This is a genomic window from Bradyrhizobium sediminis (assembly GCF_018736085.1).
Taxonomy (GTDB): Bacteria; Pseudomonadota; Alphaproteobacteria; order Rhizobiales; family Xanthobacteraceae; genus Bradyrhizobium; species Bradyrhizobium sediminis.
Genome location: NZ_CP076134.1, coordinates 5,324,656 through 5,348,129, shown reverse-complemented (window position 1 = coordinate 5,348,129; position 23,474 = coordinate 5,324,656). Strand labels below are relative to the sequence as shown.

Sequence of the window (23,474 nt, the reverse complement as noted above, 5' to 3'; positions counted from 1 at the left end):
ATCATATAAACGGCGTATTCGCCGCCGACATCAGAGCTTACAGGCGCCGGCGCATTGTCCGCCGGATATTTTGCCCTAAATGATACATTACCCGCGCCGACGTGAGGACCGCCTCTCAGTGACCCATTCCCGCATGATTTCGCCCCGGCTGGCCGCATCGGCCCGGCGGGCGCTGGGTGGCCTGGGCATCGGCCTGGCCATGCTGCTCGGCTCCCAGCCGGCGGCTTTCGCGCAAGGCCGGCTCGATGCCCGCTATGAGGCGACGCTGGCCGGGATTCCGATCGGCAAGGGCGCCTGGAACATCGAAATATCAGACGACGTGTTTTCCGCCTCCGCCTCCGGCGGCACCTCGGGGCTTTTGAAGGCGTTCTCCGGCGGCTCCGGCACCGGTGCGGCGCAGGGCCGGGTGGTCGGCGGCGCGCTGGTGGCGAGCCATTATTCCGCCTCCACCACTACGTCGAAAAAGACCGAAGCCATCCGCATGGTGCTGGCGGGTGGCAACATCAAGGAATTCGCGATCGAGCCGGAACCGCCCGTCGATGCCGACCGGCTGCCGGTCACCGAGGCGCATCGCCGCGGGGTCTACGATCCCATGACCGGATCGATGCTGCGCGTGCCGGGCAATGGCGATCCGCTGACGCCGGAAGCCTGCCGCGTCGGCGCCGGCATCTTCGACGGCCGCATGCGCTACGACCTCAAGCTCGACTTCAAGCGCATGGAAACCGTCAAGGCCGAAAAGGGCTACCGGGGCCCGGTGGTGGTGTGCGCGGTGTATTTCACGCCGGTCGCGGGCTACATCCCGGACCGTCCGGTGATCAAATACCTCGCCGCCCAGCGCAATATCGAGATCGCATTCGCGCCTGTCGCGGGAACCCGCATCCTGGTGCCGTTCTGGATGAAGATCCCGACCCCGCTCGGTCCCGCCATGCTGGAGGCCACCCAGTTCATCACCCAGGCCACCCCGCCGCGGGTGGCAAAGACGCAGTGACACCATCGATTGAAGGGAGCGCGATCCGGCTTCTCAGCCGTCATTGCCGGGCCTGACCCGGCAATCCATCATCCGGAAAGACGTTTTGCGAAGAGGATGGATGCGCGGGTCAAGCCCGCGCATGACGAGTTCAGGGCAACGACTCATCGCTTGACTCTTCCTCGCTTCTGATTCGACTCCGCGCCCCTGAACTCTTAAGGAATTTCGTCCGGTTTCCGCCGCTTGTCGCCGCCCCGCAAACTTGATCTAGTGCCGCGATGCGCCGTCGGGCCGAGATGTTGCGGTGAACGTAACGGGAGTTGGACGGAGTCACCGATTCGGGCGCGATTCGTTCCGGACTCGTTCCGAAGCTTAAACCGCGACGACAGATGCGTCGCATTGTGACACACCCCTCAAATATCATCGGCGCAGAAACCCAATAAAAATGGCCTTTTCGTCATCTTCGTCCCCGTTTTCCCATGAACGCGCTCCCGGCGCCGGCGTTACTGCCGTGCTGGGGCCGACCAATACCGGCAAGACGCATCTGGCGATCGAGCGGATGGTCGCGCATTCCTCCGGCGTCATCGGCCTGCCGCTGCGGCTCCTGGCGCGCGAGGTCTACAACAAGATCGTCGGCCGGGTCGGCCCGGACGCGGTCGCGCTGGTCACCGGCGAGGAGAAGATCAAGCCGCCGAAGGCGCGCTACTGGGTCTCGACCGTGGAGGCGATGCCGCGGGATCTCGACGTCTCGTTTCTCGCCGTTGACGAAATCCAGATCGCCGCCGATCTCGAGCGCGGCCACGTCTTCACCGATCGCATCCTCAACCGGCGCGGCCGCGACGAAACGCTGCTATTGGGCGCCGCCACCATGCGCCCGATCATCGAGCGGCTGCTGCCCGGCGCGTCCATCGTCACCCGGCCGCGGCTGTCGCAGCTCGAATTCTCAGGCGACCGCAAGCTCACAAGGCAGCCGCGGCGCACCGCGATCGTCGCGTTCTCGGCCGACGAGGTCTACGCCATCGCCGAACTGATCAAGCGCCAGCATGGCGGCGCGGCCGTGGTGCTGGGCTCGCTCTCGCCCCGCACAAGAAATGCACAAGTGGCGATGTTCCAGAACGGCGACGTCGATTATCTCGTTGCCACCGACGCCGTCGGCATGGGGCTCAATCTCGACGTCGATCACGTCGCGTTCGCCTCCGACCGCAAATATGACGGCTATCAGTTCCGCCGCTTGAATCCGTCCGAATTCGCGCAGATTGCCGGCCGCGCCGGCCGCGCCACCCGCGACGGCACCTTCGGCACCACGGGCCGCTGCGCGCCGTTCGAGCCGGAACTGGTGAACGCGCTGCAGAACCACTCCTTCGAGAGCGTGAAGGTATTGCAGTGGCGCAATTCCAGGCTGGATTTTTCCTCGCTCGGGAGCCTGCAGGTGTCGCTGGCGCTGTCGCCCACGCACGACGCGCTGACGCGGGCGCCGATCGCCGAAGACCTGCGCGTGCTCGATCACGCCGCGCGCGACGCCGATGTGCGCGACATGGCCCATGGCGCAGCCGCGATCGAACGGCTGTGGGACGCCTGCCAGATTCCGGATTACCGCAAGATTGCGCCGGCCGCCCATGCCGAACTCGTGACGACCCTGTTCGGGTTCCTGATGAAGCGGGGCCGGATCCCGGACGCCTGGTTCGCCGCCCAGGTCGACCAGACCGACCGCGTCGACGGCGATATCGACACGCTATCGGGCCGGATCGCGCAGATCCGGACCTGGACTTTCGTGGCTAATCGCCCGGATTGGCTGTCCGACCCCGAACATTGGCAGGGGATGACGCGCGAAATCGAAAATAAATTGTCCGATGCCCTGCATGAACGGCTCACGGAGCGTTTCGTTGACCGCCGTACCAGTGTATTGATGCGCCGCCTGCGGGAGAACACTGTTTTGAATACCGAAATCGGCAAGACCGGCGAAGTGATCGTGGAAGGCCATGTGATCGGCCGCCTCGACGGATTTACATTCGCGCCAGATGCGGCGGAGGCCGGCTCCGATGCCAAAGCGTTGCAGGCCACCGCGCTGAAGGCGCTGGCCGGCGAGATCGACGCGCGCGCCGAGAAACTGGCAGCGGCGCCCGACGAGCAATTCGTGCTGACCTCGGACGGCACCATCCGCTGGACCGGCGATGCCGTGGCGCGGCTGGTCGCGGCCGAGGACGCGCTGCATCCGCGCCTGCGCATCATCGCCGACGAGCGGCTGACCGGCGCGGCGCGCGAAGCTGTACAGGCGCGGCTCGATTTGTGGCTGAAGACGCATGTCGAAAAGCTGCTGGGGCCGTTGTTCGACCTCAACAAGGCCGAGGACATCACGGGAATCGCGCGCGGCATCGCGTTTCAATTGATCGAGGCGCTGGGCGTGCTGGAGCGGCAAAAGATCGCCGCCGAGATGAAGGATCTCGATCAGCCGTCGCGCGCTACTTTACGCAAATACGGCGTGCGCTTCGGCGCCTATCACATCTACGTGCCGGCGCTGCTGAAGCCCGCGGCGCGCGCGCTGGCCTCGCTGCTGTGGGCCGAAAAGCAAAGCAATGTCGACATGTCGGCGCTGTCGGGCGCGCAGCATCTCGCAGGGTCGGGCCGCACCTCGTTCCCGGTCGACAAGGCGCTCGATCGCGACGCCTATCGCGTGCTCGGCTACAAGCAATGCGGCGAACGCGCGGTGCGGGTCGATATCCTGGAACGGCTCGCCGATATCATCCGTCCCGCTTTGGCATGGCGCGAAACCTCGCCGGGCGAAAAGCCCGCCGGCGCGTTCGACGGCCGCGGTTTCGTGGTGACGCAGGCGATGACGTCCTTGACCGGTTCGGCCGGCGAAGACTTCGCCTCGATCCTGCGCGCGCTCGGCTATCGCATGGACCGCAAGCCGCCATTGCCGCCGAAGCCGGTGGTGGTCGAAGCGCCGGCCGCGGAAGCAGTTGCGGCGGAGGCAACTCCGGCAGAGGCGGCGTCGGAAACCTCTGCCGAGGCAGCGGTCGAGAATACGGCTGTCGCTGCCGATACGGTTGCCGCCGAGAGCGCGGTCGTTGCTGAACCCAGTACCGATGTTGCGCAGGCTTCGGAAGTTGCGGCGCCGTCGACGACGCTGCTGCCCGATGTCGCATTCGCGCCGGCGCCCGAACCGGCCGAGCCCGTTACCGTCGAGGCCGCGCAGCCGGAACCATCGGCTGTGGTGGAAACGCCCGCGGCGGAACCGCCGCCGGAACAGTCTGCCGCTGAAGCCGCGACTGAAACCGTTGCCGCCGGCGACGCTGCGCCGGTCGAGACCGCCGCTGCCGCGCCCGAAGTTCCCGCAGCGCCGGAACTGGTGGAAGTCTGGCGGCCCGGCGGCCGTTCGGACGAACGCCGGCCGCGCCATGATCGCCACCGTCATCGCCATCAGGATCGCCCGCAGCAGGGCGCGGAACCTGCGGCCGCTACCGGCGAAGCCGGCGGCGAGGCGGCAAAGGGCGAGCGGCATCGCCGCGGACGGCGCGACCGCCACCAGGATTTCAGAAAACCTCGCACCGACGCGCCGGCCGAAGCCGTGGCGGCGACATCCGCCGAAGGCGTGCCCGCGCCGCGTGACGACCGCGGCGGCCGTCCGCCGCGCGAGCGCTTTGAAGGCAAGGACAGGGACAAGGGCCGAGACAAGGGCCGGGATCGCGACCAGGGCCGTGACAAGGGCAAGTTCGGCGGTGGCCGAGATAAAGGCCCGCGCGACAAGGGTGGCCGCGACCGCGATAAAGGCGGCCGCGACTTCGGGCCGTCACACCGGCAGTGGGCCACCAGCGCCGCCCCGCGCGAACGCGACCGCCCCGCCGATCCCAATTCGCCCTTCGCCAAGCTCGCGGCGCTGAAGGAACAACTCACCGCCGGCCGCAAGGACTAGCCGGGCATTAAGTGCTGATCCTTCTCGAAGTGGTGTCGCTTGGATCGTCAGCGTCTCGATAAATGGCTGTGGCATGCGCGGGTGGTGAAGGCCCGCTCCAGTTCCGCCGCGCTGGTGGAAGCCGGCCACGTCCGCGTCAACGGCGTGCGCGAGAAGGCGCCCGGCCATGCCGTCAAGATAGGCGACGTCGTCACCGTCGGGCTCGACAACTCGGTGCGCGTTCTGAAGGTGGTGGCGTTCGCGGAGCGCCGGGGCGACGCCACCGCCGCCCGCGTGCTTTACGAGGATTTGCGCGACCGCCAATAGTAACTATTTGCTTTCATGCGCGTTCAGGCTGGCGCAGGAATGCTGAAAGCGCGCCTTTTTGGCGCGTTGCTTCACTTGCGGCTGCGCAGTTCATGCGCTACGCAAACCACGCAAAACTGACCCGTTTCGGAGCCCTGGATGACTTACGTCGTCACTGAAGCCTGCATTAAATGCAAATACACCGATTGCGTTGAGGTCTGCCCGGTAGACTGTTTCTACGAGGGCGAGAACATGCTGGTCATCCATCCCGACGAATGTATCGACTGCGGCGTGTGCGAACCGGAATGTCCCGCCGACGCGATCAAGCCCGACACCGAGCCCGGCCTGGAGAAGTGGCTGGAGGTGAATACCGAATATGCCAAGAGCTGGCCGAACATCACCCAGAAGAAGGACTCCCCTGACGACGCCAAGGATTTCGAGGGGATGGAAGGCAAGTTCGAGAAATATTTTTCTCCGAAGCCCGGCACCGGCGACTGATTCGAAGCCACCTTTGGCTCGATTGAATTGGGGCCGGTTCGGCCCCAAATTGCCGTCGACTTAACCCTAATCCCGCTGAAACGGCCGAAACCGCCTGCAAAGCCCCCTGACGGGGCGTAAATCATTGATTTTTGCGGAAAATGTGCTATATTGCATACATTATAAGCCGAACCCGTCAGCCCCGTATGGCCCCTATGGGTTCCCGTGAAAAACATCGAACAGGGGCGTGGCAGTTCCGCGCGCAGGCTGTGTCACAGAAAACGCGTAAAAAGAGTGCTTCCAAGACGACGACGACGAAAAAAGCCGCCGCGGTGAGCCGTAGCGCAACCAAGAGCCGTGCCCGGACGTCCCTCAGGGATACCCGGACCGCCACCAAGGCCTCGGCTGCAAAATCCTCGAAAAACAAAAGAAGCGCAATGCCAAACAAGACTGCAAAAACTGCCGCGAAAGCGACCGGTGCGAAGGCCACTGCCTCGAAGGTCGCCCCCAAGACGGCCCCGAAGGCCGCCGTGAAGGCGCCTGCCGTGAAGGCTCCCGTGGCCAAGGCTCCTGTCGTGAAGGCCGCGGTGAAGCCGGTTGCCGCCGCCAAGCCCGTAGCTGCCGCTCCCCGGGTGGAAGAGCCGAAGAAGGTTCTGACCCAGCGCCAGGGCTTCAAGACCAATGAATTCGTGGTGTATCCCGCGCACGGCGTTGGCCAGATCCTGGCCATCGAGGAGCAGGAGATCGCCGGCGCCAGGCTCGAGCTGTTCGTGATCAATTTCATGAAGGACAAGATGACGCTCCGGGTGCCGACCGCGAAGGTCGCCAATGTCGGCATGCGCAAGCTGTCGGAGCCGGCGCTGGTCAAGAAGGCCCTGGAAACCCTGAAAGGCCGCGCGCGCGTCAAGCGCACGATGTGGTCGCGCCGGGCCCAGGAATACGAAGCCAAGATCAATTCCGGTGACATCGTCGCGATCGCCGAAGTGGTGCGCGATCTCTATCGCTCGGAATCGCAGCCCGAACAGTCCTACAGCGAGCGCCAGCTCTACGAGGCGGCGCTCGACCGGCTGTCGCGAGAAATCGCCGTGGTGCAGCACTCGACCGAGACCGAAGCGGTCAAGGAAATCGAAGGCCAGCTCGCCAAGAGCCCGCGCCGCGGCGCCAAGGCCGAAGCCGAAGCCGGCGCCGAGGGCGACGCAGATGCGGACGCCGAAGGCGATGACGCCGTCGCGGACGAGGCGGCGTAAGCCAGCTTCAGTGGTTCAGTAATAAGAAGCCCGGTCGCGAGACCGGGCTTTTTTGCTGGGTCGGTGGCTGCCGCCATCGTGGTCGCGGAGCGGCGATCAGCACCAGTACCGCCAGGCATAGATGCTCGTCATCAAGGCCCCGATCGCGGCAACGAGCGCGCGCACGATCGGCGGCGGCAGCACCGCGATGAGCTTGCCGCCGAGCACCCCTCCACAGGAGGCGCCCGCGAACATCACGATCGTCTCAAACCAGTGGACGACGCCCTGGATCGCGAAGACGGTCACCGAGGCGAGGCTGACGGCCGTTGCAAGAAGGTTCTTGAGTGCATTGACGGCGCGAATCTCTTCCCGACCCGTGAGCGTGAGCAAGGCGAGCAGCATGACGCCGAGGCCGGCGCCGAAGTAGCCGCCATAGGCCGCGGTCGGCAGCAGCAGCGCATCTCTCGCAAGGTCGCCGCGATCGCGATACTTCCGCGAAAGCGCCGACTGGATGCGAACGCCACACGCGAAGATCAGTGTGGCCAGGCCGATCAGGGCCGGGACGAGCGCCGTGAACAGGCGCTCCGGCGTGACGAGAAGAAGCCACGCGCCGATCGCGCCGCCCGTAATCGCGATGCCAGCCGTGGCGGCCAGCCGGCGGTCCAGCGCGGGGAGTTGCCGACGATCCGTCAGTGCGGCAACCAAATGACCGGGCGTCATGGCGACCGCGTTGGATACGTTCGCAATCAGCGGCGGCAATCCCGCCGCCAGCATGGCCGGGAAGGTGATCAGCGTGGCCCCGCCCGCTACGGCATTGACGACCCCGCCGACGAGGCCCGCTCCCGACAACAAAGCTGCCGTCCCGATATCCATCATGTTCCTCCCGGTCGGGGAGCAGTCTGACCGGCGGCGCACGCGTCGTCTGGAACGAAAGTGACCGCGGTCAGCGGCGAACGGCGCGGCGATAGGCGCCGGGCGTGACGCCGAAGGCGAGTCGGAAATGGCGCCCCAAATGGCTCTGGTCGGCGAACCCGGCCTCGGCAGCCGCTTCCGCGGGCGCGGCGTCGGTCGCCAAAAGCATGCGGGCGCGGTTCAGCCGACGCGCAACGCGGTAGGCGTGAGGCGTCACTCCGGCGTTGCGGCGAAACCAGCGGATGAAGCCTTCCCGGCTCATGCCCCGCGTCGACGCGACATCGCTGATGTTCAGATGCTCGTCCGGCGGCATGGTCGCCACGGCCTCGGCAACGCGTTCGAAGCCGCATTGCCCCGAACGCATCAGCGTGGTCATGGCCCAGTCACTCACCAGACCGCCGGTCATCCTGCCCGCAAACCAGCGCGGGGTCGGCACGATGATCGCATCCTTCCGCAGGGCGTCGGCTGAATGCGGAAGATAGAGATTGAGGCTCAGCGTGCGATCGTTTTCGATGCCGAGCGCCTTGTGCGGCAATCCGGCCGGCAAGATGAGGATTTCGCCGGCGTTGACGGTGACAGGCCGGTTCGCCGCGAGAAAATGCCGCCGCCCGATCAGAACCGCCGTGATCTGAATTTGCTGGTGGAAATGCCACGATAGCGGAAGGCTGAAATCGCCGCTCCAGATGGCCTGCTCAATCGTGTCGCCGCGGCGGCCATATTGCCAGACGCTCGAAGCAGCCGCGGCGTTCGGCTGGGCGTTCGCTTCCGTCTGCATCGCCGAATCGAGCGTCGAACCCGACCAGCCCACTCAATCCACCACGATCTTGACGCGGTCGCGGGCTTTCACCTGGGCGTGTGCATCGAGCCCGTTCAGGATGCGGAAGCGCTCGGCCGGGCGATCGACGCCGGCCATGCGGTGTGACAGCGATTCCACGGTGTCGCCGGGCTGCACGGTGATCACCTTGATGCGCAGCGGCCGCGCGGCCTGGGTTTCCGCCAGCGTCAGGCGGCGGAACGAGTTGACGGTTTCCCGCGCGTTGCGCTCGCTCTCGGTGGTCTTCTGCCGGGAGGCGAAGATGAAGCGGTAGACGTCGCTGCCGAAGCGCAGCGCGTAGACCTTGAACTGCCACTGGTCGCCATGCGCGGTCGCGGACGCCCCCGGGAAGCCGTTGATGGTCAGCTCTTCGGCCGAACCCTTGTCGACGTTCTCCATCCAGCCGGAATTGAGATAGTCGACCAGCGTCTGCTCCGCCGGCACCCGCACCACGTCGAAGCGCATCGCCTGCGTGCCGCCTTCGCGCACGCCGATCACGGCCTGCGCGGTATTGTCCAGCGTGAAGGTGTCGGGGGCGGCGAAGGTGAAGCCGAGTTTCGGGTGCAGGAAGCGCCGGCCGCGCACGAAACCTTCGCTGGGGTCTTCGCCATAGACGATGTTGTCGATAGCGGCGAGATAGGTTTCGCGGTCGCGCTCGCCGCCCTGCGGCGAGGTGAACTGGCGGGCCGAGTTCTGTGCGTTCTGCACGCGTTCAGGCGTCGCCGGGTGCGACGACAGAAAGTCCTGCGCGCGCGGATCGAGCGAGGCCTTGCCCGCCTTCAGCGCAGCGTTGCGCTCCATCGAGGCCAGGAAGCGCGCGGCGCCGTAGGGGTCGAAACGGGCGCGCGCCGAAATGCCGACGCCGATGCCGTCGGCCTCGAATTCCTGGGCGCGCGAGAAGCTCGCCATCGTCAGTTTTGTCTTGGCGAGCGCCAGCGCAGTCAAATCGGGATCGTTGCCCATGTCGGTGACGACGCGGGTGACGACGGCGGCCTGGCGCGCCTGGTCTTCGCGGATCGAAGCGTGCTTGGCCAGCACATGCGCCATCTCGTGGCTCAGCACCGACGACAGTTCCGAGGTGTCGCTGGCGAGCGCAATCAGGCCGCGGGTCACGTAGAGCTGGCCGGTCGGCAGCGCAAACGCATTGACCGCGCCGGAATTGAGGATGGTCACCCTGTAGGCCTGGTCGGGACGATCGGAAGCCGCCACCAACCGGTCGACCGTCTTGCCGATCAGGGCTCCCAGCTTCGGGTCGTCATAGGCGCCGCCATAGGAGGAGAGGATGCGCTCATGTTCGCGCTCGGCGGCGGGCGTCTGTGCGACCATCCGGTTCGGTTTGACCGGACTGGCGGCCGAGGGCGCGGCGGTCTGGAACCGGCTGAAATCGCCGCAGCCGGCCAGCGCGAGCGCGCAGAGCAGGGAACCCGCAGCCCAAAGGCCGCGGCTCGTCATTCCCTGGCGCCGTCCCGCACAAACCGCCACTTCAGCTACTCGTTGTTGGCCGGCGGGCTAGTTCCCGCCCAGCATTTCAATCTGTCCCACCCGCAGCACTTCGATCCGCGGTCCTTGCCGCGCCTCGACCCAGCCGCGGACGCGAATCCGTCGATTTTCGAGCGACTTAAGGCCGATCCCTCCGGCCTCGATCGCCGGTAACACCCGCCTTGAAATAGTCACGGCAAAGTCCCGTGTCCAGTTCCGCCCGAAATTCAGGTAAGTCGTTGCCCCGGCCTGCCTGACCGACAAAACCTTGCCCTCGACCACGGTAAAGCGCCCGATCCCGGCCAAAATATCGCCCGGACTTTCCGCGTTTTTTATGGCCGCCGGATCGGCCCAGGTTCCTCGTTTGGCGCCCCGCGCCTCGGCCTCCGCGGCGAACAGGCTTGCCGCGCATTCCTTCCCGGTGACGTCGGCCGATACCAGCGCCTCGCCCTGCGCCAGCAGCACGCCTTGCACCGGGATGTCGGCGCCGGCGAGATAGACGAAAGCGGGCTGGCGGCCGTAGCGGTCCGGGGTGTCGTCCTCGCCGTGCAAGCTGACGTCGCGGCCGGCAATGATCGCCGCCAGCGCCGACGCCCGGCCGGCTTTCCCCGACGCAGCCGTTTCGATGCCGGCGAGGCGGATCTCGCGGCCGTCCTGCAGGCGAAACGTTCGCGCATCGATCACCGCGGCGACGCGGCCCTCACCCAGCGGCGCGAACGAACATCCCGCCGCGTGCGCCGGCGCAGCGGCGGCAAGAGCCACGCATGTCAGCGCCGCCGCGGCAAATGCGGCGCAACGCGCCCGCGTAGCGGGCACCTGCTGCATGACGCTGCTCTGGATCGGATCCATTCCTGTATGCTTGCGGCGATCGGCGGATAACATTATCCGAATTTATCCGAAATCGCATTGTCGACGAAGGGGAAGACGATGGAAGTCAACGGCATCGCGCACATTTTCCTGACCGCATCGAATTTCGAGCGCTCCCGCGAATTCTATCGCAAGCTCCTGCCGTTTCTCGGGCTGAAGCCCGTCATCGATACCGAGACCACCTATTACTGCGTCGGCGGCCGCACCGCGGTCGGGATCAGCGCGCCGTCGCCCGAGCATGCCGGTGCTGCCTTCGAGCAGAAGCGCGTCGGCCTGCACCACCTCTGCTTCCGCGCCCGCGAGCGCGCCGACATCGACGAGCTACACACTTTTCTGGTCTCGCTCGGCACCAGGATCATCCGCGCGCCGCGCGAGGATCAGTGGGCGCCGGGCTATTACTCGCTGCTGTTCGAGGATCCGGATGGCATCAGGCTCGAGCTCAACCATGTGCCGGGGAAGGGGCTATTGGGGTGACGCTCATTTCCGCTTCGTGCGCACCCAATTCAGCCCGCATCGACCCACCATCGTCGTCCCGGCCAAGCGAGCATAGCGAGCGCTGAGCCGGGACCCATAGCCACCGGCGTTGATTGCTGCAGAAGGTCTCTGCCTCCGTGCCCGAACGATAATGCACGGCGTATGGGTCCCGGCGTTCGCCGGGACGACTCGTTGATAGATTTCTCCATCGCGACGACAAGCATTCGCTGACCATTCCGCTTTGCGGAAAAAACTGAGTGAAGCGTGAAGCAACAGCATGACTGCCGCGCTGGCGCGCTGCTTGCCGCTGCCGGCACCTTCCGGCATGATCGCGACAACAGAAATGGAGGCCGCAGGCAATGCGGCCTGCCCGCAGGGAGGTTTTCATGAAGCGCGTATTTTCGTCTGTTCTCGCATCGGTGCTGGCGCTGGCCGCCACCGCGGCATTCGCGCAGAGCAAGCCGCCGCTAAAACTCGGCGCCATTCTCGACATGTCCGGGCTCTATGCCGACATCACCGGACCGGGCAGCGAGACCGCCGCGAAGATGGCGGTGGAGGATTTCGGCGGCGAGGTGCTGGGGCGCAAGATCGAGATCATCGCGGCCGATCATCTCAACAAGGCCGACCTCTCCGCGAGCATCGCGCGCGATATGCTCGACAACCAGGGCGTCGAAGCCCTCATCGATGTCGCCGCATCCGCCACCGCGCTCGCCGCCGGCGAGATCGCCAAAGCGCGCAACAAGATCGTGATCTTCAACGGTCCCGCCTCGATCCGGCTCTCGAACGAGGCGTGCGGTCCCTATACCGTGCATTATGCCTATGACACCTTCGCCCAGGCCAACGTCACCGGGCTTGCGACCGTCAAATCAGGGTTCGAGACCTGGTTCTTCCTGACCGCCGACTATGCGTTCGGCCAGGACCTGGAAAAGGACACCACCAACGTGGTGGTGAAGTCCGGCGGCAAGGTGCTGGGCGGCGTCAAGCATCCGCTCAATACCTCCGACTTCTCCTCGTTCCTGCTGCAGGCGCAGGCATCGAAGGCCAAGGTCGTCGGGCTCGCCAATGCCGGCGGCGACACCATCAACGCGATCAAGCAGGCGGCCGAATTCGGGCTGATGAAGAGCGGCGGCCAGAAGCTGTCGCCGCTGCTCGCCTTCATTACCGATATCGACAGCATTGGGCTTGAGACCGCGCAGGGCCTGCTGCTCGCCGAAGCCTTCTACTGGGACCTCGACGACGACACCCGGGCGTTTTCGAAACGCTTCATGGCGCGCGTCAAGCGGATGCCGACGGCGGCGCAGGCCGGTATCTACTCGTCGGTCGGGCATTATCTCAAGGCGGTGAAGGCCGCAGGCACCACCGACTCGGCCGCCGTCATCAAGGTCATGAAGGACACCCCGATCAACGACATGTTCGCCAAAAACGGCAAGATCCGTGCGGACGGCCGCATGGTGCACGACATGTATCTGTTCGAAGTCAAGAAGCCGTCGGAATCCAAGGGCCGCTGGGACGACTACAAGCTCTTGGCGACAATTCCCGGCAACGAGGCGTTCCAGTCGTTGGAATTGTCGCGCTGCCCGCTGGTGAAGAAGTGACGGACCCTCGTCGTCCCCGCGAACGCGGGGACCCATACGCTGCGGCCCATCGTTCCGGACAGAGGCAGACAGCTTGGCAACAACTGACGTCCGGGGTTATGGGTCCCTGCGTTCGCAGGGACGACTGAAAATCAGTAACAACAAAGGCGCCACCTCATGAACAATGAAATCGTCCTGCAGAAGCTTGAGTCCGGCCTGCTCACCATCACCATGAACCGGCCGGACCGACGCAACGCGCTCAACCCGGACATGACGCTGGGGCTGGTGGCGGCGGCACGGCGGGCGGCGGAGGATCACGAGGTGCGCGCCGTGCTGCTCAAGGGCGCGGGCGGCACGTTCTGCGTCGGCGGCGACGTCAAATCGATGGCGGAGGGGCGGGCGCCGCTGCCGTTCGAAGCCAAGAAGACCAATCTTCGGCGCGGCATGGAAGTCTCGCGCATCCTGCACGAGATGCAGAAGCCCGTGGTGGCGCAGGTCGATGGCGCCGCCGCCGGCGCAGGTCTCTCGATCGCGCTGGCCTGCGACCTCCGCGTCGCCTCGGCTTCGGCCAAGATCACCACGGCCTTCGCCAAGGTCGGTCTGTCGGGCGATTACGGCGGCACCTACTTCCTCACGCAGATGCTGGGCAGCGCCAGGGCGCGCGAACTCTATCTGATGTCGCCGGTGCTGTCGGCGCAGGAAGCGCTCGCGCTCGGCATCGTGACCAAGGTCGTTCCCGACGCCGAAGTCGAGGCGGCGGCGCACGAGCTGGCGATGTCGCTGGCGCAGGGCCCGTCGGTGACGCTGGGCTACATCAAGCGCAACATCAACAACGCCGAGCATTTGTCGCTGGAAGCCTGCTTCGACGCCGAGGCCATGCATCACTCGCGCTCCGGCGAGACCGACGACCACAAGGAAGCCGCCAAGGCATTCGTCGAAAAGCGCAAGCCCGTCTTCGTGGGTCATTGAAATGACCGGGGGCATTGAGATGGCTAGTGCCGCCGATGTGAAGTTCCTGCAGTGGGTGCCGCGAGTCGGTGCCAGGAACTTCACATCGATAAGCGGCACTAGAATGATGAAATTTTCTAGTGCCCCTGATGTTTCCGAAGTTCGTTTTAGAGGTCGCAGCGATGGATAACGAACTTCGGAAACGGGGCACTAGCTATATCAGGCTGCGGCAGATCTGCCTGGCGGCGCCGGCCATCGAGCCCGTGGTCGGCGATATCGCCGGGATCATGGGGCTGAACATCTGTTACCGCGACGGTAACGTCGCCAAATACGGCCTCGAGAACGCGCTGCTGCCGGTTGACACCATCTTGCTGGAAGTGGTGGCGCCGTTCCAGCCCGGCACCGCGGCCGGGCGCTTCATCGAGAAAACCGGCGGCCGCGGCGGCTACATGGCGATCTTCTGCTGCGACGATCCCGACGCGCGGGGGGCGCAGGCGAATAAATTGGGCGTCCGTACCGCCAACGTCATCGACCATGCGCCCTATCACGGCGTGCAAATGCATCCGCGCGACTGCCGTGCGGCCTTCATCGAGTTCAATCACACCGCCGGCAGCGACGATATCCTGGGTCCGTATCCGCCGGCCGGGCCGGATTGGCAGAAATCGATCGCCAGGGATGTGACGCAGGCGCTGGTCGAGGTGGAGATGGAAAGCCCGGAACCCGAGGTGCTGGCCGCGCACTGGGGCAGGATCATTGGGATCCCGGTGAGCACGGGCAGGTCGGGCGATCCCGAGCTGAGACTGCCCAATGCCGGCTTCCGCTTCGTCACGGGCGCAAGCGACCTGATGAGTGGGCTGACGTTCAAGGTCAGCGACATCGCAAGGGTGCGCGATGCCGCCAAGGCCAGGGGCCATGCGGTATCGGGCGATTCGTTCGTGCTCGGCGGTGTGACGTTTCGGCTGGTGGCGTAACGCCGGGGCGACTCTCGCCGTCATTGCGAGCGAAGCGAAGCAATCCATACTTTCTTTTTTGGCACGATGGATTGCTTCGCTTCGCTCGCAATGACGGCTAAAAGGTTGCTCTTGAAACGGGGTCACCCATGCCGCATCCGCTTGACTCATTCTTTGCGCCCGACAGCATCGCGCTGATCGGGGCGTCGCGCGACCTGGAGAAGATTCCGGGGCGGCTGTTGTCGATGCTGCGCAAGAACCAATTTCCCGGCAGGATCTATCCAGTCAATCCCAATTACGGCGATATCGACGGGCTGCAATGCTACAAGTCGATTGCCGATGTCGGGCAGCCGATCGATCTCGCCATCGTCATCATTCCGGCCATGGCGGTGCTGGCTGCGCTCGAGCAATGCGCCGCCGCCGGTGTGAAGAACGCGGTCATCATCTCCTCCGGCTTTGCGGAGGAAGGCGGCGACAGCGCCGCCATGCAGGACGCCATCGTGGCGCTGGCGACGCGGACGGGGATGCGGATTTCCGGGCCGAACGCCGAAGGGTTCTACAGCCAGGTCCAGCGCGTCGCCGCCACCTTCAGCCCGACCGTCGACGGCAAGCCCAACGAGCAGCTCCCGGTCGCCAGCCAGCGCCGGATCGGCATCGTCGCGCAAAGCGGCGGCATCGGCTTTGCGATCTATCACCGCGCCAGGGCGCTGGGCATCGCGCTCAGCTACGTCGTCAGCACCGGTAATGAAAGCGATCTCGGCGCCGGCGAGTTTTTCGAATTCATGGTACAGGATGCCTCCACCGACGTGATCCTGTTGTTCATCGAGGGTATCCGCGACGTCGACAAGTTCCTGGCCGCCGCCCGGCGCGCGGCGGAGATGGGAAAACCCGTCATCGTCACCAAAGTCGGCCGCTCCGGCGCCGGCGAGCGCGCCGCCGCCTCGCATACCGCCAGCATGGCCGGCTGGTCCGCCGCCTATGACGCGGTGTTCGCCAAATACGGATTTATCGTTTCCAACGATCTCGACGAGGCCGTGACGATCGCGGCGCTGCTGACCACCAACCCGTTGCCGAAGGGCGACCGCGTCGCCGTGCTCACGGTGTCTGGCGGCGCCGGCATCTGGGGCGCCGACACGGTCGCGATGCAGGGGTTGCGGGTGCCGGAACTGTCGCAAGCGATCCAGGCGGAGATCAAGAAGCTGCTGCCGTCCTATGGTGCGGCCGGCAATCCGATCGATGTCACCGCACAGGGCGTGCATAGCGGCGGATTGCAGAGGAGCATCGACCTGCTCGCCGTCTCCGACGAGGTCGACGCCATCCTGGTGGTGCTGTCGCTGTCGAGCGACACGCGGATGCCGTTCAAGCAGGCCGAGCTCAGGCCTGTCCTCGATGCGCAGCACAAGCCGGTCGTGTTCTATTCCTACACACTGCCGTCGGCCTTCGCGCGCCGCGAGCTTGGGGCCTGCGGCGCCGTGGTGCTGTCGGGACTGACTCATGCCGGCGTCGCGCTGCGGCGGATGGTCGAGCGCGCGCGGTTTAGCCTCGCGCCCGCGGTCGACGCCGCAGCGGCTCCGTTGCGCGATATTTCGGCGCATCTGAAATCGACAACGTTGTCCGAATTCGACAGCAAGGCGCTGCTGCGCGAGGCCGGCATGGCGCTGCCCGACGAAGTGCTGGTGACGGAGAAGAGCGCGCTGGACGGCGCGATTGCCCGTGCGGGTTTTCCGCTGGTCATGAAGATCCAGTCGCGTGACATCCCGCACAAGAGCGAGGTCGGCGGCGTGCGCGTCAACATCGCCACCAAGGGCGAAGTGTTTCTGGCCTATCAGGCGTTGCTGGTGGCCGCGGGTCGACATCGGCCCGATGCCGCGATCCAGGGAGTGCTGGTCGGGCCGATGGCGAAAACGGGCGTCGAGATCATCGTCGGCACCATGCTGGATGCCACCTTCGGGCCGATGATCATGGTCGGGCTCGGCGGCGTCACCACGGAACTGTTCCGCGACGTGGTCTATCGCCCCGCGCCGGTGAGCGCTGTGGAAGCGTTCGCGATGCTGGCCGAATTGAAGGCAGCGCCGCTGCTCAATGGGTTCAGGGGCGCGGCGAAGGCGGACGTTCCGGCGCTGTCGCAATTGATCGCGCAGGTCTCGGTGCTGGCCGCGCAACACGCCGGGGAGATTTCCGAGATCGAGCTCAATCCGGTGCTGGTGCACGCCGAAGGGCAGGGCGTGACCATCGTCGATGCGCTGGTGGTGAGGAAGAAGTAGTTGAATCCCTCAGCGAGTCGTCCCCGCTGTTTTCCCCTCTCCCCTTGTGGGAGATGGTGGCGCGATGCGAACGCAGTGAGCGTCGCGACGGGTGAGGGGTCTGTCTCCGCGGATAGAGACCCCTCATCCGATCCTCGCTGCGCGAGGATCACCTTCTCCCACAAGGGGAGAAGGGAAGAGACCTACCGCCCCTTGAAGTTCGCGACCCGGCGCTCGGCGGTAGCCTTGACGCCTTCCTTGAAGTCTTCGGTCTTGCGCAGCCGGCTCTGCTCGGCGAGTTCGTGGTTGGTGGCGGCGAGCACGCGGTCGGCGAGGCCGGCGCGCATGGTGGCGCGGGTCGAGAGCAGGCCGAGCGGCGAGCACTCGGCGATCTCCTGGGCGAGCTTCATTGCTTCCGCGCGCACCTGATCCTGCGGCACGCAGACGTTGGCGAGGCCCATTCGCGTGGCTTCCTCGCCGGTGACGCGGCGGCTGGTGTAGAAGATCAGTTCCGCATTGTTCTTGCCGACCAGTTCGGGAAGCGTCGTGGTCAGGCCGAAGCCGGGATGGAAGCCGAGTTTTGTAAAATTGGCGGAGAAGCGCGCTTCAGGGCAGGTGACGCGAAAATCGGCCGACACCGCGAGACCCAAACCGCCGCCGATGGCGGCGCCGTGTACCGCCGCCACGATCGGCTTCTTGGCGCGGAAGATGCGTACGGCGTGCATGTAGAGACTGTTGATCGAGCCGAGGCTGTCGGCGGGATCGCCCTTGGCCTCGGCCGCCTCCTGCGCCTGCCGCGCCGGATCGCTGAAATTGGCGCCGGCGCAGAACGCCTTGCCTTGTGCCATCAGGACCGACGAGCGGATTTCGATATCCTTGTCGAACTCGTCCAGCGCGTCCGCGATCTGGTTGATCAGCGAGATGTCGAAGAAGTTCAGCGGCGGCCGCTGGATTTCGATGGTGCCGACGTGTCCGACCGTGGCGACGCCGATGTCCGTAAACTTGCTCATGGGGTTTCCTCGTTGAATGGGGTTGGCGCGGGAGCCGGACCGCGCGTCAGCGCAGTCCGAGCCCGCGCGCGATGATGCCGCGCAGCACTTCGGTGGTGCCGCCCTGGATAGTCAGTTTCGGCGCGGTCTTGATCGCGAACGACAGCTGGTTTTCCAGCGTCTCGCGGTTGGTGGCGTTCTCCTCGACGAAGGCGGCGAGGTCGCGCACCCGGTGCGGCAATTGCTGCTCCCAGACCGTGCCGATGTCCTTGACGATCGAGGCTTCCACCACCGGTTCCTTGCCGGCCTGGAGCATGCCCGCGACCGACACCGACATCCGCCGCATGGTGTGCAGTTGCGCCACCAGCCGGCCGATGCCCTCGGCGCTGCGGGTGTCCGGGTTCTTGCCGACCGCGCGCACCAGCTCGGTCAGCACGTAATAGGTTTCGAGAAAACGTTCCGGACCGGAGCGCTCATAGGCGAGCTCGCTGGTCGCCTGCTTCCAGGCGCCGTCGATTTCGCCGAGCACGTGATCGTCGGGAACGAAATAGTCGGTGAACACCACCTCGTTGAATTCGTACTGGCCGGTGATCTGGCCGATCGGGTTCACCTGGATGCCCGGCTGCTTCATCTTGACCAGGAATTGCGTCAGGCCGTGGCGGCGGTTTTCCTTGGTGGGCGGCGAGGTGCGGAAGATCGCGATCATGTAGTCGGCGATATGCGCCGACGAGGTCCAGATCTTGGTGCCGTTGATCAGATAGCCGCCGTCGGTTTTGGTCGCCTTGGTCTTTGCGGCGAACAGGTCCGAGCCGGAATTCGGCTCGCTCATGCCGATCGCGAAACAGACCTCGCCGCGGCAGATCCGCGGCAGGATATCCATCTTGATGTGCTCGGGCGCGTATTTCAGAAGCACCGGGCCGCTCTGGCGGTCGGCGACGAAGAAGCGCCGCGTCGGCGCGTTGGCGACGCGCATTTCCTCGGTCACCACATAGCGCTCGAGGAAAGAGCGCTCGTGGCCACCATATTTCTTCGGCCAGGTCATGCCGAGCCAGCCGCGCTCGCCGACCCGGCGGGAAAACTCCGGTGCGTCGGTGTCTTCGCGATTGGGCTTGTGCGGATCGAAGGTGCCGGCCGCGATTTCGTCGGCGAGGAAGGCGCGCACTTCCTTGCGCAGTTTCTCGCATTCGGGCGGCAGGCGGATCGGATCGAAACGGAGGGCTGCGGTCATTTTGGAGTCTCGACTTTCGAATTCAGTTGATCAGCGCGAGGCCACCAGCGGCCACAGCTCGTCGGCGCCGCGGTCGGCGACCAGTTTGCCGAGCTCGACCGCCCAGTAGCTCTCGGAGCCGAAATCGTCGCGCCATGCCAGTGCGCGCAAGGAGTAGCGATGCAGGATGTGCTCGATGGTGAAACCGATCGCGCCGTGCACCTGATGGGCGATCGCGCCGCCCTTCTCGGCGGCTTCCGAACAGCGGATCTTTGCGGCGGCGGCTTCGAGAAAGAACGCATCGTCGAACGATGTGCTGTTGGCGACCGCATCCGCGGCCGAGGTCGCCGCCGCCAGTGCCGCCGCCGACTCGCCGGCGAGTTTTGCCAGATTGTGCTGCACCGCCTGGAATTTCGAGATCTTCTTCTCGAACGCGACGCGCTCGTTGGAATAGCGCACGCTGATCTCGAGCATCGATTCCAGCGCGCCCGCGATCTGCAGGGAGCGCGCCACGCCGCCCATCAGCATCAGCGAGGTCTGGTCGAAGCCTTTCGGCGCCGGCTTGATCGCCACCGGCTTGACGTTGGCGAGCGTCACCGTATCGCTGTTGTCGCCGCCGAGGCCGAGGCCCGCTTCGATCCGGCAGGCGCCGGCTTCGACCAGCGCGATCGAAAACCCGTTTGAACCGCTGGCGAGCACGGCGATGTGCTTTGCCGCCTTGGCGAAGGGCACGCCGCGGGCGCGGCCCGACAGGGTGCCGTCGGCGTTGAGGGCGATGCGGTCCTTCGGGCTCGCCGGCGCCACCGTCATCTCGCCGTCGGGGGAAGCAATCCTGGCCTGCGCCAATAGCCATCCGGCCAGCATGGTCTCGGCCAGCGGCACCGCGACCGCAAAGCGGCCGGCCGCACTCAGCACGGAAAAACCTTCGGCGAGGCTGGCGCCGGAGCCGTTGCAATCCTCCGGCACCCAGGCTAGCGGCAGGCCGGCGTCGCTCAGCGCCTGCCACAGCGGCGCCTTCCAGCTGCCGTTCTTGTCGCTGTTGATGGTTTGGGCGTCGGCGAGATCCGCAAAGATCTTCTCCGCGGTCTCGGCAACAATGTTCTCACTCTCCGCCACAGCGTTCCTCGTTTTGATTGGCCTGGATCGCACCCGGCGGCTCCGCCGGGGGATCGAATGCGGTCTTTTCTTGCACCGGATGATGAGGAAAAGCTACCGCCAACACAAGCGCCTGGCTCCGCAGGGCGGCCTGCACGGTCGGCATGCAGCGACGGCGGTCGAACCAATGAATTCCGTCCAGTGGAGTTTCGCGGATTTGCAGGCATCTCCCTGCGCGATATGGTAGATGGCGGCGCAACGGCCTGGCTTGCATAATCAATAAAGAGGAAATCAGGGATGTCGATGGATGGTTTGTGCGTGATTGTCACCGGTTCGGCGTCCGGCCTCGGGGCGGCGACCGCGGCCATTCTGGCCAAGGGCGGCGCGCGCATCGTGGTCAACTATTCCTCCAGCCAGAAGGAAGCCGAAGCGACCGCCGATCTCTGCCGCAGCGCCGGCGGCGAAGTCGTGGTGGTGCAGGGCGACGTCTCGCGCGACGAGGACTGCAGGAAGATCGTCGCCGCCGCCGCGCCCTGGGGCCGTCTCGACGCGCTGATCAACAATGCCGGCACCACCAAGCACATGCCGCACGGCAATCTCGACGGACTGTCGGCGGAGGATTTTCAGCGGCTGTTCGGCGTCAACACCATCGGCCCGTTCCAGATGGTGCGGGCGGCGCGCAGCCTGCTGGAGGACGGCGCCAGGGCCTCGGGCCAGGCGTCCGCGGTGGTCAACGTGTCGTCGGTCGCCGGCATCAGCGGCGTCGGCTCGTCGATCGCCTATGCCGCGAGCAAGGGCGCGCTCAACACCATTACTTTTTCGCTGGCGCGCGCGCTGGCGCCGCTGATCCGCGTCAACACGGTATGTCCCGGCTATATCGATACGCCCTGGTTCACCAAGGGCCGCGGTGAGGAGGGCGCCAGGCAGGTGCGCGATTCCGTGGTCGCCAAGGTGCCGCTCAAGGTCGCGTCAACGGCCGAGGATATCGCGGCGCTGGTATGCTTCCTGGCGACGCCGGCATCGAGCAACATGACCGGCGAACTGGTGCGGATGGATGCGGGGCTGCATCTGATTACGTGAGGTCTCAAAATCGTCATTGCGAGGAGCGAAGCGACGAAGCAATCCAGCTTTGCCGCGATAAAGCTGGATTGCTTCGCTTCGCTCGCAATGACGGCCAGGCCGTTACCGATTCCCCGGATCGGACATCACGCCGCTCGCCACCAGCCGGTTCCAGATGAACAGCACCACCACCGCGCCGATCGTCGCGGTGATGAAGCCGGCGCCCTGGTCGAGGCTGTAATGGCCGATGGCCTGGCCGACGAAGGTCGCCAGAAACGCGCCGGCGATGCCGAGCACCGTGGTCAGGATGAAGCCGCTCGGAGTGTTCGGGCCCGGCGACAGCCAGCGCGCGATAAGCCCTGCGACAAAGCCGACGATGATGATCCAGAGAATGCCGCTCATTGCGGTCGTCCTTTTCTCGAAAAAGCAGAAGGGCAAAACGCCGGCGTCAGATCCGTTCCGACAATTCGTTCTCCGTCGGCAGCCGTCCGTCCGGCGTCAGTTGGTCGATCACGTCGGGCAGATACTGGCTGAGGCCGCTCAGCAGCTCGTCGCGCGACAAGCCGGTCTGCGATGCCAGCGTATTGATCTGATCGACGCCCAGGGCCTTGCCGAGATCGCCCGGCGCGATCGGCTTGTTCTCACCCCTGCCAACCCATGAATCGGCGACTTCGCCCTGGCCGTTCTGCTGGAATTGCTTGAGCAGGTCGCCGAGTCCGCCTGAGATCACGCTTCCGGCGGCGGCGCCGCCGAGCAGGCCGCCCAGTCCGCCCTTCAACAGATCGCCAAGACCTCCACCCATACTACCTCCGCCCGGCAGGCCGGCATTGATCGTATTGGGTGAGGGGGCGGGCGCCGGCGCAGGTGCCGCACTGGGCTTGCCGCCGCCGAGATGCTTGACGGCCTTGTAGGCGAGCAGAGCCAGGATCGCCATCGTGATCGGCGACATCCCGCCCTTGTCTTGTGCATTGGGATTGCTTGGGCCGCGCGGGCCGTTCTGCATGCCGTTGAGTACATCGAGTAAACCCATGGCTCTCTCCTGCCGCGTGCCTGCCCGGCGTCAAACATAACGGCGCGCCATGACGGTTACAAGGCGAGGAGGCGCCGAGGTTGCCGTGCGGGGTGGTGCTTTGAAGATTGATCGCGATCTGGCCGCGAGATGGTTCTGCCTTGAAATGGCGACGATCCGGCGCGAGACTCGCTCGAGTCGGGAGCAACGATATGAAACAATTTTGCACAAATTCTGCCGTCGCCGCGCTGGTGGTGCTCGGCGGCCTGGCTTCTGCAGCGCCAGCCATCGCCGTGCCGCCGACCGCAACGCCGTCGCCGGGATACGACGCGCGACTGCAGGCGAGCCGCGCCGCGCGGACGGTGAATGCGCCTGTCGTGGTCGTGCCCGATCCCAAGCCGGCGCCGCCGCGCCGGGCGAAGCGGATCCACGCGCATTGACGGCATGCCGGTGCGTTTGCGAATGAGGCTGCTGCTCGTGCTCGGCTTCAGCCTGGGCTTCGCCGCTACGGCGGCCGCGGGCGACTATGCCAGCGAGATCAGCGCCTACCGTCGGGCCAACGGATTGTCCGTGGTCAAGGCGGACGGCCGGCTGGCTGCAGTCGCCCTGAAGCAGGCGCAGGCGATGGCCGCGAGCGGCACCATTACCCACAGTGTCGGCGGCCAGTTTTCTTCGCGCGTGGCTCCCTTGCGCAAATCGCGGGCCGCGGAAAATATCGGCGCCGGATTTTTGGCGTTTTCCGAAATGCTGAAGGAGTGGAAGGCTTCGCGTGGCCATCGCGAGAACCTGCTGATGCCCGGCGCGCGCCGCGTCGGCGTCGCCTCGGTCGCCAACCCGAAATCGCCGTACCGGAAATTCTGGGCGATGGTGATTACGGATTGACGCCAACGGCGTCATTCCGGGATGCGCCGCCAGGCGCAGACCTCAGATGTGCAATTGCACATCGGGGAATCTCGAGATTCCGGGTTCGCGCTTCGCGCGCCCCG

At 65.5% G+C, this 23,474-nt stretch carries 22 protein-coding genes; 13 read left to right on the top strand and 9 right to left on the bottom strand.

The window, feature by feature from the left end:
- Window positions 1–199: 199 nt before the first annotated feature.
- The 5 genes from KMZ29_RS25620 (at window position 200) to KMZ29_RS25600 (ending at window position 6,889) form a co-directional block, all read left to right on the top strand.
- Window positions 200–988 (top strand): DUF3108 domain-containing protein, encoded by a 789-nt coding sequence (locus tag KMZ29_RS25620; protein WP_249779980.1) that lies wholly within the window; start codon window positions 200–202, stop codon window positions 986–988.
- 424 nt (window positions 989–1,412) lie between these two features.
- Complete coding sequence (locus KMZ29_RS25615; protein WP_215621773.1) at window positions 1,413–4,880, top strand: helicase-related protein; 3,468 nt, start codon at window positions 1,413–1,415, stop codon at window positions 4,878–4,880.
- 39 nt (window positions 4,881–4,919) lie between these two features.
- Window positions 4,920–5,186, top strand: a complete 267-nt coding sequence (locus KMZ29_RS25610) for an RNA-binding S4 domain-containing protein (protein WP_215621772.1) — start codon at window positions 4,920–4,922, stop codon at window positions 5,184–5,186.
- A 138-nt stretch (window positions 5,187–5,324) separates the two neighbouring features.
- Complete coding sequence (gene fdxA / locus KMZ29_RS25605) at window positions 5,325–5,663, top strand: ferredoxin FdxA (protein WP_215603977.1); 339 nt, start codon at window positions 5,325–5,327, stop codon at window positions 5,661–5,663.
- Between the two features lie 416 nt (window positions 5,664–6,079).
- Window positions 6,080–6,889: a CarD family transcriptional regulator gene (locus tag KMZ29_RS25600; RefSeq protein WP_369810051.1), complete on the top strand. Its 810-nt coding sequence runs from the start codon at window positions 6,080–6,082 to the stop codon at window positions 6,887–6,889.
- Window positions 6,890–6,985: 96 nt separating this feature from the next.
- On the opposite strand, the gene KMZ29_RS25595 is transcribed toward KMZ29_RS25600, so the two are convergent.
- From KMZ29_RS25595 to KMZ29_RS25580, 4 genes are all read right to left on the bottom strand, one after another.
- The gene (locus tag KMZ29_RS25595) at window positions 6,986–7,744 is read right to left on the bottom strand and encodes a sulfite exporter TauE/SafE family protein (RefSeq protein ID WP_249779789.1); all 759 of its coding nucleotides are present in this window, start codon (window positions 7,742–7,744) and stop codon (window positions 6,986–6,988) included.
- Window positions 7,745–7,811: 67 nt separating this feature from the next.
- Window positions 7,812–8,555: a helix-turn-helix domain-containing protein gene (locus KMZ29_RS25590; protein WP_215621770.1), complete on the bottom strand. Its 744-nt coding sequence runs from the start codon at window positions 8,553–8,555 to the stop codon at window positions 7,812–7,814.
- Window positions 8,556–8,588: 33 nt separating this feature from the next.
- Window positions 8,589–10,046: a M48 family metalloprotease gene (locus tag KMZ29_RS25585; RefSeq protein WP_215621769.1), complete on the bottom strand. Its 1,458-nt coding sequence runs from the start codon at window positions 10,044–10,046 to the stop codon at window positions 8,589–8,591.
- A gap of 57 nt (window positions 10,047–10,103) precedes the next feature.
- Window positions 10,104–10,898, bottom strand: coding sequence for a thermonuclease family protein (locus KMZ29_RS25580; protein ID WP_369810152.1), 795 nt, complete (start codon window positions 10,896–10,898; stop codon window positions 10,104–10,106).
- A 102-nt stretch (window positions 10,899–11,000) separates the two neighbouring features.
- Between KMZ29_RS25580 and KMZ29_RS25575 the strand changes: the two genes are divergently transcribed.
- From KMZ29_RS25575 to KMZ29_RS25555, 5 genes are all read left to right on the top strand, one after another.
- The gene (locus KMZ29_RS25575) at window positions 11,001–11,414 is read left to right on the top strand and encodes a VOC family protein (RefSeq protein WP_215621767.1); all 414 of its coding nucleotides are present in this window, start codon (window positions 11,001–11,003) and stop codon (window positions 11,412–11,414) included.
- A 386-nt stretch (window positions 11,415–11,800) separates the two neighbouring features.
- On the top strand, window positions 11,801–13,009 hold the full coding sequence (locus KMZ29_RS25570) for an ABC transporter substrate-binding protein (protein ID WP_215621766.1): 1,209 nt from the start codon (window positions 11,801–11,803) through the stop codon (window positions 13,007–13,009).
- Window positions 13,010–13,165: 156 nt separating this feature from the next.
- Window positions 13,166–13,957 carry an enoyl-CoA hydratase gene (locus KMZ29_RS25565; RefSeq protein WP_215621765.1) on the top strand — a complete coding sequence of 264 codons (792 nt, stop codon included), beginning with the start codon at window positions 13,166–13,168 and terminating at the stop codon, window positions 13,955–13,957.
- Window positions 13,958–14,118: 161 nt separating this feature from the next.
- The gene (locus KMZ29_RS25560) at window positions 14,119–14,907 is read left to right on the top strand and encodes a VOC family protein (RefSeq protein ID WP_215621764.1); all 789 of its coding nucleotides are present in this window, start codon (window positions 14,119–14,121) and stop codon (window positions 14,905–14,907) included.
- A 128-nt stretch (window positions 14,908–15,035) separates the two neighbouring features.
- Window positions 15,036–17,150 carry an acetate--CoA ligase family protein gene (locus tag KMZ29_RS25555; RefSeq protein WP_215621763.1) on the top strand — a complete coding sequence of 705 codons (2,115 nt, stop codon included), beginning with the start codon at window positions 15,036–15,038 and terminating at the stop codon, window positions 17,148–17,150.
- Between the two features lie 182 nt (window positions 17,151–17,332).
- Here the strand turns inward: KMZ29_RS25555 and KMZ29_RS25550 are convergent, their stop codons facing one another.
- The 3 genes from KMZ29_RS25550 to KMZ29_RS25540 are packed head-to-tail and all read right to left on the bottom strand — an operon-like array spanning window position 17,333 to window position 20,441.
- Window positions 17,333–18,139: an enoyl-CoA hydratase/isomerase family protein gene (locus KMZ29_RS25550; protein ID WP_215621762.1), complete on the bottom strand. Its 807-nt coding sequence runs from the start codon at window positions 18,137–18,139 to the stop codon at window positions 17,333–17,335.
- A gap of 46 nt (window positions 18,140–18,185) precedes the next feature.
- Window positions 18,186–19,346, bottom strand: coding sequence for an acyl-CoA dehydrogenase family protein (locus KMZ29_RS25545; protein WP_215603968.1), 1,161 nt, complete (start codon window positions 19,344–19,346; stop codon window positions 18,186–18,188).
- A 30-nt stretch (window positions 19,347–19,376) separates the two neighbouring features.
- Entirely contained in the window at window positions 19,377–20,441 is a 1,065-nt protein-coding gene (locus KMZ29_RS25540) for an acyl-CoA dehydrogenase family protein (protein WP_215621761.1), read from the bottom strand.
- Window positions 20,442–20,717: 276 nt separating this feature from the next.
- Here KMZ29_RS25540 and KMZ29_RS25535 point away from each other — a divergent pair, with 276 nt between their 5' ends.
- A complete protein-coding gene (locus KMZ29_RS25535; protein ID WP_215621760.1) occupies window positions 20,718–21,500 on the top strand; it encodes an SDR family NAD(P)-dependent oxidoreductase in 783 nt (260 codons plus the stop codon).
- Between the two features lie 102 nt (window positions 21,501–21,602).
- Here the strand turns inward: KMZ29_RS25535 and KMZ29_RS25530 are convergent, their stop codons facing one another.
- Complete coding sequence (locus tag KMZ29_RS25530; RefSeq protein WP_215621759.1) at window positions 21,603–21,881, bottom strand: GlsB/YeaQ/YmgE family stress response membrane protein; 279 nt, start codon at window positions 21,879–21,881, stop codon at window positions 21,603–21,605.
- 46 nt (window positions 21,882–21,927) lie between these two features.
- The gene (locus tag KMZ29_RS25525) at window positions 21,928–22,509 is read right to left on the bottom strand and encodes a YidB family protein (RefSeq protein WP_215621758.1); all 582 of its coding nucleotides are present in this window, start codon (window positions 22,507–22,509) and stop codon (window positions 21,928–21,930) included.
- 191 nt (window positions 22,510–22,700) lie between these two features.
- On the opposite strand from KMZ29_RS25525, the gene KMZ29_RS25520 reads away from it, so the two are divergent.
- Both KMZ29_RS25520 and KMZ29_RS25515 read left to right on the top strand, forming a co-directional pair.
- Window positions 22,701–22,928 carry a hypothetical protein gene (locus KMZ29_RS25520; protein WP_215624433.1) on the top strand — a complete coding sequence of 76 codons (228 nt, stop codon included), beginning with the start codon at window positions 22,701–22,703 and terminating at the stop codon, window positions 22,926–22,928.
- A 22-nt stretch (window positions 22,929–22,950) separates the two neighbouring features.
- Window positions 22,951–23,370: a CAP domain-containing protein gene (locus tag KMZ29_RS25515; protein ID WP_215621757.1), complete on the top strand. Its 420-nt coding sequence runs from the start codon at window positions 22,951–22,953 to the stop codon at window positions 23,368–23,370.
- The last annotated feature ends 104 nt before the right edge of the window (window positions 23,371–23,474 follow it).